Genomic DNA, 15,841 nt, shown 5'->3' with positions numbered 1-15,841 from the left:
ATGAACCATGGGACTCGCTCGCTCGCTGAGTAGCACATCCACGGCTCTCAAGAACTTCAGGACCCAGGCTGATGCTGCCGGCAAGGCCGCGAAGAGCGTGGGAGAGAACGCCAAGTCCGGAGGAGCCACTCTCAAGCAGCTGAAGGGATCGGCCCAGGGCTCGACGAAGGAGCTGAAGGACCTCAAGAGCGCGTCGGACCAGGCCGAGAAGTCGCTCGGGAAGGCCGGCAAGACCGGATCCAGCGCAGGCAAGAACCTCGGGAAGTACGAGTCCGGGGCGAGCAAGGCGGCCAAGGGCCAGGACAAGATGAACAAGTCGATGAAGGGCAACTTCTTCGGCCTGCTCATGCAGTTGCTGCAGCCGCTCATCGACAAGGTCATCGACATGGTGACCAACTCGAAGACCATGCAGAAGGTCCTCAAGCAGGCCTTCGAGGTCATCAAGACCGTGATCAGCAACGTCATGAAGGCCATCGGGCCGATCATGAAGAACGCCGGCAAGCTGATCAAGTCGGTCTGGAGCGGCATCAAGACGGCGATCACGAACATCGTGAAGGCCGTCGCCACCGTCATCCGCACCTACGTCACCATGTGGAAGACGATCATCAGCGGCGTGCTCAACGCGATCCGCACGGTCGTCTCCGGGGTGTGGAAGGGCATCAAGGCCGTCATCTCCCCGGTCGTCAGCTGGATCAAGTCCGCGATCCCCAACGCCTTCAAGGCGGTCAAGGACCGGCTCTCCAGCATCTGGGGCGGGCTCAAGGGCATCGCGAGCCGCGCCTTCGACGGCATCAAGGGCGCGGTCCGCGGCCCCGTCAACGCGGTCATCGGCATCATCAACTCCGCGATCGGCGCCCTCAACGGCATCCACGTCTCCATCCCGGGCTGGGTGCCGATGGTCGGCGGCAAGACGTTCGGCGTCAGCCTGCCGAGGATCCCGGCGCTGGCCACCGGCGGTGTCGTCATGCCTCGCTCGGGCGGTGTCCCGGCGCTGCTCGCCGAGGCCGGTGAGGCGGAGGCCGTACTGCCGCTGAGCAAGCTCGACCGGCTGCTGAAGCGGGCGGCCGCGCGCGGCCGGGCATCGGGCGCGAGCGACATCGCCGGCGGGCTGCACATCGAGCACTACCACGCCGCCGAGACCAGCAGCCCGCAGCGCACCGCCGACGCGCTGATGTTCCTGGCGAAAGCGCGCGGATGAGCAGCATGGCAAGCGCTTTGGCCGTCGCGGTCAGAGCGCTCGACAAGTCCGAGAGTGCCGTCGTTCAGGCCACCAAGTCGCTGCAGACGGCCAAGTCGGTCCTGGGCTCCGCCTCTGACGCGGTCACCCGGTTGCGTACTGGTGCCGACCAGGCATCCGTGGCCCTGAGCAAGGTGACGGAAGCGGCAGGGAACGCCGCCCGTTCCGTCACCAAGGCCGGGCAGACCGCCACCGGATCCGCCTCGGACATCAAATCCGTCGGCAGCAGGGTCCGGGGCGCGGGAAAGTCCCTCGGAAAGCTCAAGGCCGGCCTCGGCGGAGTCTTCGCCCTCGTCGGCTCCCTCATCGCCGCCTCCGGTGTGCTCGGCGGTCTCCTCGACACCTTCGGCACCGCCATGACCATCGCCTCCGGCGTGATGATCCTGATCAACGTCCTGACCCGGGCCAACCCCATCGGCTTCGTCACCGGCATCCTGCTCCCCGTCGCCGGCTGGCTGATCGACATCGCCGTCAACTCCGAGACCGGGCAGCGGCTGACGGACCAGCTCGCCAAGCTGATCCTCCAGTACGTCCAGAGCTACCTGACCATCCTGACCCCGATCCTCAAGGCCATCGCCGGTGCCGTGAACATGTACGTCACCGGCTGCCTCACCGTCATCACCGGCGTCCTCAAGGCGCTCGGCACCCTCATCGGCACCGGCTTCGCCGTCCTCAAGGCACTCACCACCGGCGACACCCGGGCGCTGAGCGGGAGGGTGTCGGCGATCTGGAGCGGGTTCAAGAACGCCGTCCGCCCCGTCCTGGACTGGATCACCAAGGACATCCCCCGCGGCTTCACCCGGATCAAGGACGCCACCGCCAGCACCCTCCACGCCATGGGCCAGTTCGTCACCACCGGCGCGCAGACCGTCGCCGGGGTGATCAAGGGCCCGATCCAGGGGCTGATCGCCTTCGCGAACTGGGTGATCGACGGGCTGAACAAGCTCAGCTTCAGCTTCTTCGGCAAGAAGTTCGGCGTGCACCTGAGCAAGATCCCGATGCTCGCGGAGGGCGGGGTCGCCGTCCCCGGCGCGGCCCGGCCGGGCAAGGTGCTCCCCCTCACCGCCCTCGCCCGCCGCACCGGCACCAAGGCCCAAGCCCCCCACCGCATCAAGGAGTTCCACGAGAGCCACGGCGCCGGCGCCCACGCCACCGCGACCGACCTGCTCTTCCTGGCCTCCGCTCACGCCTGCCCCTGACCTCTGTGAGGTGAAGGCCCGATGGCCGACCTGACCACCACCGCGTACACCGACGACGTTCCCCCCGGCTCACTCATCACCCGCGACGGGCAGATGCAGTGGGCCGGACTGCTGCTCGGCCCCGGTACGCCGTACGAGATCGGCAGCGACGGGCTCACCGGGTGGGAGGACCTGCCGGACTACGACACGACGGACGCCGACCACCCGACCGCGCACGGCGCCTGGCCGGGCGCGCGCTACGCCAAGCCCCGCAAGGTCGGCGGCACGGTGTGGACCGTACCGCCGTCCGACGACACCGACTCCTCGCTCGCCGCGATGCGCGTCCTGCGCCAGGCCCTGCTGCTCGGCGACTCGGAGCGCTGGCTCGCGGTGCGGCTGCACGGTGAGACGCTCGCCGTGCGGGCCCGGGTCGCGCAGCGCGTGCTCGCCGCCGACCGGACGTACACCACGCAGGGCGTCTCCAAGGCGTCCGTGCAGTGGTACGCCACCGACCCGCGCCGGTACGCCGTCGACGAGCAGGCGGCCGTGACCGGTGCCCCGCAGCCGGAGAGCGGGCTGACCTGGCCGCTGACCTGGCCGCTGCACTGGGGGCAGGCCGCCTCCACAGGCGACGTCAGCGCCGACAACAACGGCTCGGCGCCCACCCACCCCGTCCTCACCTTCACCGGCCCGTGCGCCAACCCCACGGTCACGGACCGGACCTCGGGCCGCAGGCTCCGCTACGAGATCAGCCTCGCGGCGGGCGACGAGCTCGTCGTGGACACGGCGGAGGGCACCGTCACCCTCAACGCCACCGCCTCCCGCCGCCACACGGCCGCCGCCGACAGCAGCCCCGAGGAACTGTTCGCCTTCGAACCGGGCCGCGCCCAGCTCGCGTTCCGCCCCGACACCTACGGCACCGGCGCCCAGCTGTCCGTCCGCTGGCGCTCGGCGGAGTGGTGATCGCATGACCGTCACCGCCTCCTGGCTCAGCCCCACCGACCAGACCAGACAGAACACCCGGCTCACCCTCTCCGGCCTGCTCACCGTCAACGCGAGCACGGCCGAGAACATCCCGCTCAAGGCGCGCGGCGGCATCGTGCCCGGCGGGTTCGTTCTCACCGGCGGCACCGGGACGATGACGTTCACGATCGGGACCGGGCGGGCCTTCGTGCAGAGCGCGCTGATCCCCCAGGGGTGCTACCCGGTGGCCGTGACGGACCCGGAGTCCCTCGTCGTGCCGGACGGCGACGCCCAGTACTCCCGGATCGACCTCGTCGAACTCGCCGTGCTCGACGACGAGTTCGACGGGTCGGGGGCGGCCACCGCGACCGTACGGCTGGTGAAGGGCACGCCTGCCGCCACGCCCGTCGTGCCCAACACCCCAGGCGGCCAGGCCCTGCCGCTCTACCGGATCCTCGTCCCCGCCGGCGCCTCGGCCGGGGCGGGCGGGCTCGCCTGGGACACGGCGGTCACCAACCTCCGCTACGCGACCGCGGCACTCGGCGGCATCGTCCCGGCGAGCGGCTTCAACGGCGCTTACGCCGGCCAGTACCGGGACACCCCGGGCACCCTCCAGCGCTGGGACGGCACCGCGTGGGTGTCGTACCCGAAGGCGGTCGGCGGGATCGCCCCGATCGGCGCGCTGAGCACCGGCAGCTATGCCGGCCAGTACCAGGAGAACGCGAGCGGGCTGCTGCAGCGCTGGGACGGCGGCGCGTGGCAGTACGCCGAGGGGCGTTCGAAGATCCTGCTCGGTGTCGAGCAGGGCACCTCCCAGTCCGTGCCCACCGGCACCTGGACCCAGATCACCATGTCCACCACCGACGTGGACGACGTGACCGGCTGGTCCGGGTCGAACACGTACACCGTGCCCCGGGCCGGGTGGTGGCGGGTCGACGGCGCCGTCACCTGGGCCGGCGACTCCACCACCGGATCGCGCGGCGCCCGGATCTACCAGAACGGCTCCGGTGTCCCGCGTGCCACCTGGCTGGTCGGCGCCGGTCCGGGCGCGACCACCGTCGGCGGCGGCGCGCTGGTCAAGTGCGCCGCCGGCGACAAGCTCGCGCTGTACGGGTTCCAGAACTCGGGCTCCACCGTCACCACCCTCGGCGGCTCCGGCTACGCCACCAACCTCACGGCCGAATGGCTCCGTTCCTGACCCCCTCCCGCAAGCAGACAGGAGACCCGCAGATGAACCTGCGCAGCTCATGGGTGGCCGAGACCGGCCAGACCCGCGAGGACACCCGACTGACCCAGCTGGGCGCGACCACCCCGGCCAACCCGCTCGAAGTACGTTCCGGCATCCTGCCGGGGTCCTACGACGGCCTGTACCGGATGTCCGGCTTCTGGATGGAGGGCACCGGCGGCAGCATGAGGGCCACCGTGCACGAGGGCCGGGCCGTCATCGCGGCCGGCGCCTCCCGGGGCGCCTACCCGGTCACCCTGCCGGAGCCCGCAGCCGTGACCTTCGCCGACGGCGACGCCACCAACCCGCGCATAGACCTGGTCGTGCTGCGGATCTACGACTCGCTGTACGACAACTCCGGGCAGACCAAGCCCGCCCTGGAGATCGTCCAGGGCACCCCGGCGGCCACCCCGGTCGCGCCCGCCACCCCGGCCGCCGCGCTGCCGATCTACCAGGTCAAGGTCCCCGCCGGGGCCGGCGCCGGCAAGGGCGGCCTGGACTGGACCACCGTCCTCACCGACCTGCGCACCCCCACCGTGGCGGTCGGCGGCATCCTGCCGGTGTACGGGGAGACGGGCAACGGCGCCTACCCGGGCCAGTACCGGGACTCCGGGGGCGCGCTGCAGCGCTGGGACGGTTCGGCGTGGGTGTCGTACCCGAGCGCACTGGGCGGTGTCGCCCCGAACGGCTCGGTGACCACCGCCAGTTACACCGGGCAGTACCGGGACTCCTCGGCGGGGCTGCAGCGCTGGAACGGCACGGCGTGGGTGACGTACCAGCCGCTTCCGGCCTGGACCGACTACACGCCGGTCTGGCGCGCGGAGACCGGTACCGCGCCGACGATCGGCAACGGGACGCTGGCCGGCTCGTACGTGAAGACGGGCACCGTCGTGCACGTCCGGATCTATCTGCTGATCGGGTCGACGACCAATCTCTCCGCGCAGGACGCCAACGCCAACTGGACGTTCTCGCTGCCGGTCGCACCGACCTCCGTCGCGTGGAAGCTGGACGGGCGGGTGCTGACCACGAGCGCCTACGACCTGTCGGCCACGCTGTTCTACCAGGGCACCGGCCTGCTGGCGACGGCCAACGGCGGCGTCGTCCGCTCGCTGCGCGACGGCTTCGCCTCCACCACCGCCCTCTGGGACAAGTCGGCGCCCTTCACCTGGGCCACCGGTGACGTGCTGTCCATCTACGGCACCTACGAATCCGCTTCCTGACGTCGGGGGTCCGCTTCCATGACCGTACGTTCCGCATGGCTGTCCCCCGACGGACAGAGCCGGGAGGACACCCGGACCAACCAGGTCGGCGCGCTCACCCCGGTCACCGACAGCAAGGGCCGCTCCGGAGTCCTGCCGGGCTCCGCGGGCGGCCTCTACCGGGTGACCGGGTTGTCGCCGGCCGGCACCGACGGCACCATGAACGCCCATGTCACCGCGGGCCGGGCCGTCATCCAGTCGACCCTCGACCGGGGCGCCTACCCGGTGGCCGTCACCGAGCAGGTCGACCTCACCTTCGCCGACGGCGACGCCCGGTACGGCCGGATCGACCTGGTCGTCCTCCGGGTCTACGACGACACCTACGACGGCTCCGGCCGCACCGAGGCCGCCGTCGAGATCGTCCAGGGCACCCCGGCCGCCACCCCGGCCGCGCCCACCGCCCCCGACGTCTCGCTCGTGCTGTTCACCGTGGCCGTCCCGGCGAACGCGAGCGGCCTGACCTGGGCCACCGACGACACGGCGGCCGGCGGCTACCCCGGCCACTACCGGGACATCAACAGCACACTGCAGCGCTGGGACGGCACCGCCTGGGTGCCGTATCCCCAGGCATCGGCGGCATCGCCCCGGCCGGGGCGGTCACCACGGCGAGCTACGGCGGACAGTACCGGGACTCGTCGACGGGCGTGCTCCAGCGGTGGAACGGCTCGGTGTGGCTGCCGGCCGTCGCGCCGCCGGCGTTCACCTCGTCGCTGGACGCCGGCTACACCACGTCGACGACGTACACGGCCGCGCTGACGGACACCGCCGTCACTGCGCTGCCCTGAACTTCGTCGCCCCGACCACCGGCGCCGTCCTGCTGCACTTCGGCGCGCGCATGGTGACGCTGAGCAGCAGCAGCGCGACCGCCTACATGGGTGTGCAGATCACCCAGGGCAGCACGGTCTTCCTGACCGCGAACGACGACCGCCGGCACGACCTACACGGTGACGGCCATGCACCGCTCCAGCGACGCGGCGGTCACCTGCTGGTTCGACAACTTCTTCCTTCGCGCCGACCCGGCCAACTGACTTTCACACAAAGGATTCCATCATGCCCGTACGCTCCGGCTGGCTGTCCCCGGACGGCCAGTCCCGCGAGGACACCCGGCTCGTCTCGCTCGGCGCCCTCACCCCGACCTCGCCCGTGGGCACCCGCTCCGGCATCCTGCCGGGCTCGTACACCGGCCTGTACCGCCTGGCCGCCTTCACCCTGACCGGCATCACCAACACCATGACGGCCACGGTCAGCCCGGGCCGGGCCGTCATCCAGGCGCCCGACGCCCAGGGCGTGGTCAGCTCCCGGGGCGCCTACCCGATCGCGCTCACCGAGTCCGTGACGATCGCCTTCGACGCCGGCGACGCCCAGTACGGCCGGATCGACCTGGTCGTGCTCCGGGTCTACGACGACGCCTACGACGGCTCCGGCCGCACGGAGGCCGTCGTCGAGATCATCAAGGGCACCCCGGCCGCCACCCCGGCCGCGCCCATCGCCCCGGATCTGACCCTGCCGTTGTACGAGGTCGCCGTCCAGGCCAACGCGAGCGCGGGCACCAACGCCATCGCCTGGTCCACCGCCCTGACCGGCCGGCGTACCGCCACCGTCGGGGTGGGCGGCATCCTTCCGGTCAGCACCGACTCCAGCATCGGCTCCTACCCGGGCCAGTACCGGGACTCCGACGGCCAGCTGCAGCGCTGGAGCGGCACCGCCTGGACCAACTACCCGGTCCTGCCCACCTGGCAGGACTGGACGCCGGCCTGGACGACGAGCAGCGGCAGCGCCCTGCCCGCCTTCGGCAACGCCACGGTCAGCGGCCGGTACGTCAAGTTCGGCACCACCGTGCACATGACGTTCTCGATCGCGTTCGGCACCACCACCACCTACGGCACCGGCGCCACCACCAGCGACAACTGGCGGTTCTCGCTGCCGGTCACCGCCGCGTCCGTGCAACCGCACATCGGCTACGCCGAGTTGGGCGTCTCCAACAGCGTCCGGGCCACCGCCCGCCTGTACTGCGGCACCACCGGCACCTTCGAACTGCTCGTCATCTCGGGTCAGCCCAACGCGACGGCCGTCACCAACTCGGGTGCCGTGGACGCCCTCACGCCCTGGACCTGGGCCGGCGGAAACGTCATCAAGGGCGGCGCGACCTACGAGGCGGCCTCATGAGCACCACCGTCAACACGCCCTACCGGGCGATCTTCTGCGACCTGCTCACCGACAACCCCATCGACATCCTGCCGCTGCGCGATGTCACCGTCGACGACTACATCGGCAAGGCAGGCTCGCTCTCCGGCACCGTCCCGGTCCCGAACGCGGAGGTGGCCGCCCGGGTCCGCCGCATCGAGGAGGGCCGCACCTCGGTCTACCTCCAGCGCGGCAACGACCTGTGGTGGGGCGGGATCATCTGGACCAGCACCCTGCAGAGCGACGACCAGGGCATCCTCACCCTCGGCATCCAGGCGGCGACCTTCGAGTCGTACGCGGGCCGGCGCGTGATCCGGGCGCCGCAGTCCGCGTACGACCCTGACTACACGCTCTCCTGGGCCGACCTGGACCAGCTGCAGATCGCCCGGAACCTGTGGAACGACCTGCAGACCGGGCTGGACGGCGGGAACATCCTGGTCGTCCCCGGCACCGAGACCTCCGGGGTGTACCGCACGGTCACCTACCGGGACGGCGACGAGACCACCTACCAGGACGCGCTGGACTCGCTGGCGGCCCTGACGGACGGCTTCGAGTACCACATCACCGTCTACACCGACCCGAACTCCGGGAGCCGGGTGCGCCGGCTGGTGCTGGGCCATCCGAGGATCGAGACCGGCTCCACCGACCTGGTGCTGGACCGGCCCGGCACGATCCTGTCGTACTCCTTCCCGCGCGACGCCACCCGCGGCGGCACCACCGCCCGGGCCCGCGGCGCCTCCACCAACACCGACCAGGCCACCGAGTCCCGGCCGCTGGCCTCCGACGTGGCGGCTGCCGACCAGCTGATCGGCACCGGGGAGGGGCACGCCGGCCATCCGCGCATCGACCTGACCTCCGACCACAACGACATCACCGACAAGAAGATCCTGGACGCCCTCGCCAAGACCGAACTGGGCGCGGCGACCGGCGCGGTGGTGATCCCCGAGATCAGCATCCGCCTCGACGACCTGGTGCCGACCGCGCTGCTCGGCCGGACCACGCGCATCCGGATCACCGACGAGTGGTTCACCGAGGGCCTGGACGCCCGCTACCGGATCATCGGCGTCAAGGTCAGCCCGGCCCAGCGCGGCCGCCCCGACACCGCCGAGCTCTACCTGGAGGAGGCCGCCTGATGCCCCAGCTCCCCGAAGACATCATCGACCGGCTCACCCAGATGGAACGCCGGATCCAGCAGCTGTCCACGGCCGTCAACACCCGGCCCGCCCAGAACACCGTCACGGGCGGCAGCGTGGAGATCACCGGCGGCGGCTCGCTGGCCGTCCGGCCGCCGTCCGGCGGTCCCGCCATCTTCGCGGTCGGCAAGTGGACCGGCGAGGAGTACGGCCTGGCGATGCGCCGCCAGACCGGCCAGCTGGCCCTGAGCCTGTTCAACGGCGACAGCACCGCGACCGGGCTGCAGCCGCTGCGCCTCTACGACGCCCAGGCCAACGAGATCGTCTCGGACGACGTCGGCAACGGCGGCCTCGCCCGGCCCTGGCTGGCCATGCTGCCGCCGCAGGACTCGACGTACACCAACTGGCCGCACACCTCGGCGACCAGCATGACGACGATCGCGATGTCCTACAACATCGCCTGGCAGCCGAAGATGCGGCTCATGATGAACACCCGCGTCACCTCCGGCTACACCGGCTCCGTCCAGGTGCTCGTCAACGGCGTCCAGTGGGGCAGCACCGTCGACGCCTCCGTCGGCTTCGACTACACGGACGTGATCGCCTCCGACTTCGACGCGATCTTCGGCACCCGGTTCAAGGTCGAGGTCCAGGCCGCCGTCAGCGCCAGTGGCGGCACCGTCTACGCCAACCCCGTGCTGATGCACGGCCGCCAGACCTGAGAGAGGAACACGAGGAACACATGGACATCGACACCACCCAGCCCTGGGGCCTCGCCGTCGACTTCGCCGGCCGGGCCACCCTCACCGAGGCCGGTCACACCATCCACGTCAACGTGACCGACACCAGCCTGAGCGACATCATCGGCCCGGACTCGATCACCGGTACGTACTCGCCCGTCAGCATCACCGCCCAGTTCACCGAGCCCGGCACCAACAACACCGTGCTGCGCGGCTACGGCCGGGTCACCGTCCTGCCCGTCGGCACGGACCCGGTGGTCCCCGACCAGACCGCGATCCAGCGCGCGGTGGCCGCGGCCCTCACCAACTTCGCCGACAACACGGCCGCTTACACGGCCCTGTGCACGAAGTGGACGTCCACGGACGACGGTTCGGGGGATTCCGGTACGGACGACTCAGGTATCCCGATCAGCACCCCGTAGGGGCGCGGGGAACTGCGCGATCAACCCCCACGACCCGCACCCCGCACACCACCCGAGCCGCCCTCCCCCGGCCCGGGTTTTTTCATGCCCGTACCTCCCCTCAGAAGGACCCGCCCATGGCCACACCCCTCTCCGCGGACGCCCTCCTGTCCGCCCTCAGAGCCGAAGGCGTCACCGTCGTCGAACACGACGGATGGCGCACCCACAACCGCGCCGGCCACGGCGCCTGGGGCCCGGTGAACGGCGTGATCATCCACCACACCGTCACCTCCGGCACCACCACCTCCGTCAGCATGTGCTTCAACGGCCGCTCCGACCTCCCCGGCCCCCTCTGCCACGGCGTCATCGCCAAGGACGGCACGGTCCACCTCGTCGGCAACGGCCGCGCCAACCACGCCGGCAGCGGCGACGGCGACGTCCTGGCCGCCGTCGCCGCCGAGAGCGCCACGCTCCCGGCGCCGAACCAGAACAACACCGACGGCAACGTCCACTTCTACGGCTTCGAGTGCGTCAACCTCGGCGACGGCAAGGACCCGTGGCCCGACGTCCAGCTGGACGCCATGGTCCGGGCGTCGGCCGCTCTGTGCCGGGCGCACGGCTGGAGCGCGCGGTCGGTCATCGGCCACAAGGAGTGGACGAACACGAAGATCGACCCGCGGGGTTTCACGATGGCGGACTTCCGCGGCCGGGTCACGGCCCGCCTCGGAACGAAGGTGTCTTCCCCCTCTTCCCCCTCCTCACCCACCACCCCCGCCTACCAGCCCTTCCCAGGCGCCGCGTGGTTCCGGAAGAACCCGAAGTCGGCGATCGTCACCGCGATGGGCAAGCGGCTGGTGGCCAACGGCTGTTCGGCGTACTCCGCCGGGCCCGGCCCGCAGTGGACGCAGACCGACCGGGCGTCGTACGCCAAGTGGCAGCGCAGGCTCGGCTACACCGGTTCCTCCGCCGACGGCTGGCCGGGGGCGAAGTCCTGGGCGGCCCTGAAGGTCCCCTTCGTCAAGGAGGTCTGACCCGTGACGGAACCGACCAGGCGCACGCTGCGCACCGTCGTGCAGACAGCCGTCGGCCTGTGCGTCCTGCTGCCGGCGGTCGTCGACGCCGCCGGCATCCCGGACACCCTGCCCTGGGCCGCCGGCGCGCTGGCCGTCGCCGCCGCCGTCACGAGGGTGATGGCCGTGCCCGCCGTACAGGCGCTGCTGCCCGCGTGGCTCCGCACAGGGGGCGCCGATGATCGACCCTGATCCGAACGACCCGATCACCGTCGCCCTGGAACTGGAGCGGCTGCGCGGCACGCTGGAGGCCGGGTTCGCCCGGGTCGACGGCTCGCTGGCGCTGCTGGTCCAGCGCAGCGACCAGACCGACAAGCAGCTCGCCGACCACGAGCACCGGCTCGACGCCCTGGAACGGACGCGCTGGCCGCTGGCGAGCATCGGCGCGCTGGCCGCCGTGGCAGCCGTCGTCGTCACGGCGCTGGAGCTGGCCGCACGGTGAAACGCCGAAGGGCGGTCACCCCGTACCCAACGGGGTGACCGCCCTTCAGAACCCACTACTACTGGTTGTACGGACCGTAGTCGTAGTCCTCCAGCGGAACGGCCTGGCCGGAGCCCGTGCCGAACGGCGAGTAGTCGATGTCGTCGTAGCCGACGGCCGAGTACATCGCGGCCTTCGCCTCCTCGGTCGGCTCGACCCGGATGTTGCGGTAGCGGGACAGACCCGTACCGGCCGGGATGAGCTTACCGATGATGACGTTCTCCTTGAGGCCGATGAGCGAGTCGGACTTGGCGTTGATCGCCGCGTCGGTGAGGACTCGCGTCGTCTCCTGGAAGGACGCCGCCGACAGCCAGGACTCCGTGGCCAGCGAGGCCTTGGTGATACCCATGAGCTGCGGACGACCGGAGGCCGGGTGACCGCCCTCCTGCACCACACGACGGTTCTCGTGCTCGAACTTCGAGCGCTCGACCAGCTCGCCGGGCAGCAGCTCGGCGTCGCCGGACTCGATGATCGTCACACGGCGCAGCATCTGCCGGATGATGATCTCGATGTGCTTGTCGTGGATCGACACACCCTGCGAGTTGTAGACCTTCTGGACCTCGCCGACCAGGTGGACCTGGACGGCACGCTGGCCCAGGATGCGCAGCACGTCGTGCGGGTTGGTGGCACCCACGGTGAGCTTCTGGCCCACCTCGACGTGCTCGCCCTCGCTGACCAGGAGTCGGGCACGCTTCGAGATCGGGAACGCCGTCTCGTCGCTGCCGTCGTCCGGCGTGATGACGATCTTCTTGGTCTTCTCGGTCTCCTCGATCCGCACGCGGCCCTGGGCCTCGGAGATCGGGGCGACACCCTTCGGGGTACGGGCCTCGAAGAGCTCGACGACACGCGGCAGACCCTGGGTGATGTCGTCACCGGCCACACCACCGGTGTGGAAGGTACGCATCGTCAGCTGGGTACCGGGCTCACCGATGGACTGGGCGGCGATGATGCCGACCGCCTCACCGATGTCGACCAGCTTGCCGGTGGCCAGCGAGCGGCCGTAGCACATGGCGCAGGTGCCGACGGCGGACTCACAGGTCAGGACCGAGCGGGTCTTGACCTCGGAGACGCCACGGGCGACCAGCTCGTCGATGAGGACGTCACCGAGGTCGGTGTTGGCCGGGGCCAGCACCACGCCGTCGACGACGATGTCCTCGGCCAGCGCACGGGCGTACACGCTGGTCTCGACGTTGTCGGCCTTGCGCAGCACGCCGTCCGCGCCGACCTCCGCGATGTGCAGCTTGAGGCCGCGCTCGGTGCCGCAGTCCTCCTCGCGGATGATGACGTCCTGCGAGACGTCCACCAGACGACGGGTCAGGTAACCCGAGTCGGCGGTACGCAGGGCGGTGTCGGCGAGACCCTTACGGGCACCGTGCGTGGAGATGAAGTACTCGAGCACGGACAGGCCCTCGCGGAACGAGGCCTTGATCGGACGCGGGATGGTCTCGTTCTTCGCGTTCGACACCAGACCACGCATACCGGCGATCTGCCGCATCTGCATCATGTTTCCTCGGGCACCCGAGTCAACCATCATGAAGATGGGGTTGGTCTTGGGGAAGTTCGCGTTCATCGCCTCGGCGACCTCGTTGGTCGCCTTGGTCCAGATCGCGATGAGCTCCTGCGTGCGCTCTTCCTTGGTGATCAGACCGCGCTCGTACTGCTTCTGGACCTTCTCGTCCTGCGCCTCGTAGCCGCGGACGATCTCCTTCTTCGCCTCGGGAACGACGACGTCGGAGATGGCCACGGTGACACCGGAACGGGTCGCCCAGTAGAAGCCGGCCGCCTTCAGGTTGTCGAGCGTCGCCGCCACGATGACCTTGGGGTAGCGCTCGGCCAGGTCGTTGACGATCTCGGAGAGCTGCTTCTTGCCCACCGAGTAGTCGACGAACGGGTAGTCCTCGGGCAGCAGCTCGTTGAAGAGCGCGCGGCCCAGGGTGGTGCGCAGCCGGAAGGTGTCACCGGTCTGGTACTCCGGCTCGCCCTCCTCGACGGCCGGCGGGGTCCAGCCGCGCGGCGGGATGGTGCCCACCGGGAAGCGGATGTCGATCGCCGACTGCAGCGCCAGCTCGCCGGCGTCGAACGCCATGATCGCCTCGGCCGTGGAGCCGAAGGACCGGCCCTCGCCCTTGGTGTCACGCAGTTCGCCGTCGGTGGTGAGGAAGAACAGACCGAGGACCATGTCCTGGGTCGGCATCGTCACCGGACGGCCGTCGGCGGGCTTGAGGATGTTGTTCGAGGACAGCATCAGGATGCGGGCCTCGGCCTGCGCCTCCGCGGACAGCGGCAGGTGCACGGCCATCTGGTCACCGTCGAAGTCCGCGTTGAACGCGGTGCAGACGAGCGGGTGGATCTGGATGGCCTTGCCCTCGACCAGCTGCGGCTCGAAGGCCTGGATGCCGAGGCGGTGCAGGGTGGGCGCACGGTTCAGCAGCACCGGGTGCTCGGCGATGACCTCTTCGAGGACGTCGTACACGACGGTGCGGCCGCGCTCCACCATGCGCTTGGCGCTCTTGATGTTCTGCGCGTGGTTGAGGTCCACGAGCCGCTTCATGACGAACGGCTTGAAGAGCTCCAGCGCCATGGCCTTCGGCAGACCGCACTGGTGCAGCTTCAGCTGCGGACCGACGACGATCACGGAACGCGCGGAGTAGTCCACACGCTTGCCGAGCAGGTTCTGACGGAAACGACCCTGCTTGCCCTTCAGCATGTCGCTGAGGGACTTCAGCGGGCGGTTACCGGGACCGGTGACCGGGCGACCACGACGGCCGTTGTCGAAGAGGGCGTCCACGGCCTCCTGGAGCATGCGCTTCTCGTTGTTCACGATGATCTCGGGCGCACCGAGGTCGAGAAGGCGCTTCAGTCGGTTGTTCCGGTTGATCACACGGCGGTACAGGTCGTTCAGGTCGGAGGTCGCGAAGCGGCCACCGTCCAGCTGCACCATCGGGCGGAGGTCCGGCGGGATGACCGGCACGCAGTCGAGCACCATGCCCTTGGGGCTGTTGCTGGTCTGCAGGAACGCGGAGACGACCTTCAGGCGCTTGAGCGCACGGGTCTTCTTCTGGCCCTTGCCGGTACGGATGATCTCGCGGAGCTTCTCGGCCTCCTCGTCGAGGTCGAAGGACTCCAGGCGCTTCTGCAGCGCCGCGGCACCCATCGAACCGTCGAAGTACGTACCGAAGCGGTCACGCAGCTCGCGGTAGAGGAGCTCGTCGCCCTCCAGGTCCTGGACCTTGAGGTTCTTGAAGCGGGTCCACACCTCGTCGAGGCGGTCGATCTCGCGCTGCGAACGGTCGCGCAGCTGCTTCATCTCACGCTCGGCGCCCTCGCGCACCTTGCGGCGCACGTCGGCCTTGGCGCCCTCGGCCTCCAGCTCGGCCAGGTCGGTCTCGAGCTTCTTGGCGCGGGCCTCCAGGTCGGCGTCCCGGCGGTTCTCGACCTGCTGGCGCTCCACGGAGACATGCGCCTCCAGGGAGGGCAGGTCGCGGGTACGGCGCTCCTCGTCGACGAACGTGATCATGTACGCCGCGAAGTAGATGACCTTCTCGAGGTCCTTCGGCGCCAGGTCCAGCAGGTAGCCGAGGCGCGAGGGAACACCCTTGAAGTACCAGATGTGAGTGACGGGCGCGGCCAGCTCGATGTGGCCCATCCGCTCACGGCGCACCTTGGCGCGGGTCACCTCGACGCCGCAGCGCTCACAGATGATGCCCTTGAAGCGGACGCGCTTGTACTTGCCGCAGTAGCACTCCCAGTCCCGGGTGGGGCCGAAGATCTTCTCGCAGAAGAGCCCGTCCTTTTCCGGCTTGAGGGTGCGGTAGTTGATGGTCTCGGGCTTCTTGACCTCGCCGTGGCTCCACTGACGGATATCGTCCGCCGTGGCCAGGCCGATCCGGAGCTCGTCGAAGAAGTTGACGTCGAGCACTATGCGTCAATCCCTCTCAGGGTTGTAAGTCTTTGGTCTGATACGGGGGCCTGG

At 70.0% G+C, this 15,841-nt stretch carries 15 protein-coding genes; 13 read left to right on the top strand and 2 right to left on the bottom strand.

Going from position 1 to position 15,841, the window contains the following annotated elements; genetic code table 11:
* Nucleotides 1-7 precede the first annotated feature (7 nt).
* The 6 genes from ACFZDK_RS01440 to ACFZDK_RS01415 are packed head-to-tail and all read left to right on the top strand — an operon-like array spanning nt 8 to nt 6,618.
* Nucleotides 8-1,198, top strand: coding sequence for a phage tail protein (locus ACFZDK_RS01440; RefSeq protein ID WP_390968659.1), 1,191 nt, complete (start codon nt 8-10; stop codon nt 1,196-1,198).
* On the top strand, nt 1,195-2,436 hold the full coding sequence (locus ACFZDK_RS01435; protein ID WP_390968657.1) for a tape-measure protein: 1,242 nt from the start codon (nt 1,195-1,197) through the stop codon (nt 2,434-2,436). Before ACFZDK_RS01440 ends, ACFZDK_RS01435 begins: the two co-directional genes overlap by 4 nt.
* A 21-nt stretch (nt 2,437-2,457) precedes the next feature.
* On the top strand, nt 2,458-3,378 hold the full coding sequence (locus tag ACFZDK_RS01430) for a phage distal tail protein (protein WP_390968655.1): 921 nt from the start codon (nt 2,458-2,460) through the stop codon (nt 3,376-3,378).
* 4 nt (nt 3,379-3,382) lie between these two features.
* Entirely contained in the window at nt 3,383-4,576 is a 1,194-nt protein-coding gene (locus ACFZDK_RS01425) for a hypothetical protein (RefSeq protein WP_390968654.1), read from the top strand.
* A 32-nt stretch (nt 4,577-4,608) separates the two neighbouring features.
* On the top strand, nt 4,609-5,823 hold the full coding sequence (locus ACFZDK_RS01420) for a hypothetical protein (RefSeq protein WP_390968652.1): 1,215 nt from the start codon (nt 4,609-4,611) through the stop codon (nt 5,821-5,823).
* Between the two features lie 18 nt (nt 5,824-5,841).
* Complete coding sequence (locus ACFZDK_RS01415; RefSeq protein ID WP_390968650.1) at nt 5,842-6,618, top strand: hypothetical protein; 777 nt, start codon at nt 5,842-5,844, stop codon at nt 6,616-6,618.
* Here the strand turns inward: ACFZDK_RS01415 and ACFZDK_RS01410 are convergent.
* On the bottom strand, nt 6,584-6,796 hold the full coding sequence (locus ACFZDK_RS01410; protein WP_390968648.1) for a hypothetical protein: 213 nt from the start codon (nt 6,794-6,796) through the stop codon (nt 6,584-6,586). The two genes, ACFZDK_RS01415 and ACFZDK_RS01410, sit on opposite strands and share 35 nt — an antisense overlap.
* Before the next feature lie 116 nt (nt 6,797-6,912).
* On the opposite strand from ACFZDK_RS01410, the gene ACFZDK_RS01405 reads away from it, so the two are divergent.
* From ACFZDK_RS01405 to ACFZDK_RS01375, 7 genes are all read left to right on the top strand, one after another.
* Nucleotides 6,913-8,028, top strand: coding sequence for a hypothetical protein (locus ACFZDK_RS01405; protein ID WP_390968646.1), 1,116 nt, complete (start codon nt 6,913-6,915; stop codon nt 8,026-8,028).
* On the top strand, nt 8,025-9,179 hold the full coding sequence (locus ACFZDK_RS01400) for a hypothetical protein (protein ID WP_390968644.1): 1,155 nt from the start codon (nt 8,025-8,027) through the stop codon (nt 9,177-9,179). Before ACFZDK_RS01405 ends, ACFZDK_RS01400 begins: the two co-directional genes overlap by 4 nt.
* On the top strand, nt 9,179-9,898 hold the full coding sequence (locus tag ACFZDK_RS01395) for a hypothetical protein (RefSeq protein ID WP_390968642.1): 720 nt from the start codon (nt 9,179-9,181) through the stop codon (nt 9,896-9,898). Before ACFZDK_RS01400 ends, ACFZDK_RS01395 begins: the two co-directional genes overlap by 1 nt.
* A 20-nt stretch (nt 9,899-9,918) precedes the next feature.
* Entirely contained in the window at nt 9,919-10,338 is a 420-nt protein-coding gene (locus tag ACFZDK_RS01390) for an ATP-binding protein (RefSeq protein WP_390968640.1), read from the top strand.
* 116 nt (nt 10,339-10,454) lie between these two features.
* The gene (locus ACFZDK_RS01385; protein WP_390968638.1) at nt 10,455-11,348 is read left to right on the top strand and encodes a peptidoglycan-binding protein; all 894 of its coding nucleotides are present in this window, start codon (nt 10,455-10,457) and stop codon (nt 11,346-11,348) included.
* A 3-nt stretch (nt 11,349-11,351) separates the two neighbouring features.
* Nucleotides 11,352-11,579, top strand: a complete 228-nt coding sequence (locus ACFZDK_RS01380) for a hypothetical protein (RefSeq protein WP_390968636.1) — start codon at nt 11,352-11,354, stop codon at nt 11,577-11,579.
* Nucleotides 11,566-11,829 (top strand): hypothetical protein, encoded by a 264-nt coding sequence (locus tag ACFZDK_RS01375; protein WP_390968634.1) that lies wholly within the window; start codon nt 11,566-11,568, stop codon nt 11,827-11,829. Before ACFZDK_RS01380 ends, ACFZDK_RS01375 begins: the two co-directional genes overlap by 14 nt.
* A gap of 58 nt (nt 11,830-11,887) precedes the next feature.
* Here ACFZDK_RS01375 and ACFZDK_RS01370 read toward each other — a convergent pair whose 3' ends face one another.
* The gene (locus ACFZDK_RS01370) at nt 11,888-15,787 is read right to left on the bottom strand and encodes a DNA-directed RNA polymerase subunit beta' (RefSeq protein ID WP_359210514.1); all 3,900 of its coding nucleotides are present in this window, start codon (nt 15,785-15,787) and stop codon (nt 11,888-11,890) included.
* Nucleotides 15,788-15,841: the final 54 nt, after the last annotated feature.

Source organism: Streptomyces sp. NPDC007901 (genome assembly GCF_042959465.1).
In the GTDB taxonomy this organism is placed as follows: domain Bacteria; phylum Actinomycetota; class Actinomycetes; order Streptomycetales; family Streptomycetaceae; genus Streptomyces.
The sequence above is the reverse complement of the archived record's forward strand: the minus strand, read 5'-3'. Positions and strand labels throughout refer to the sequence as shown.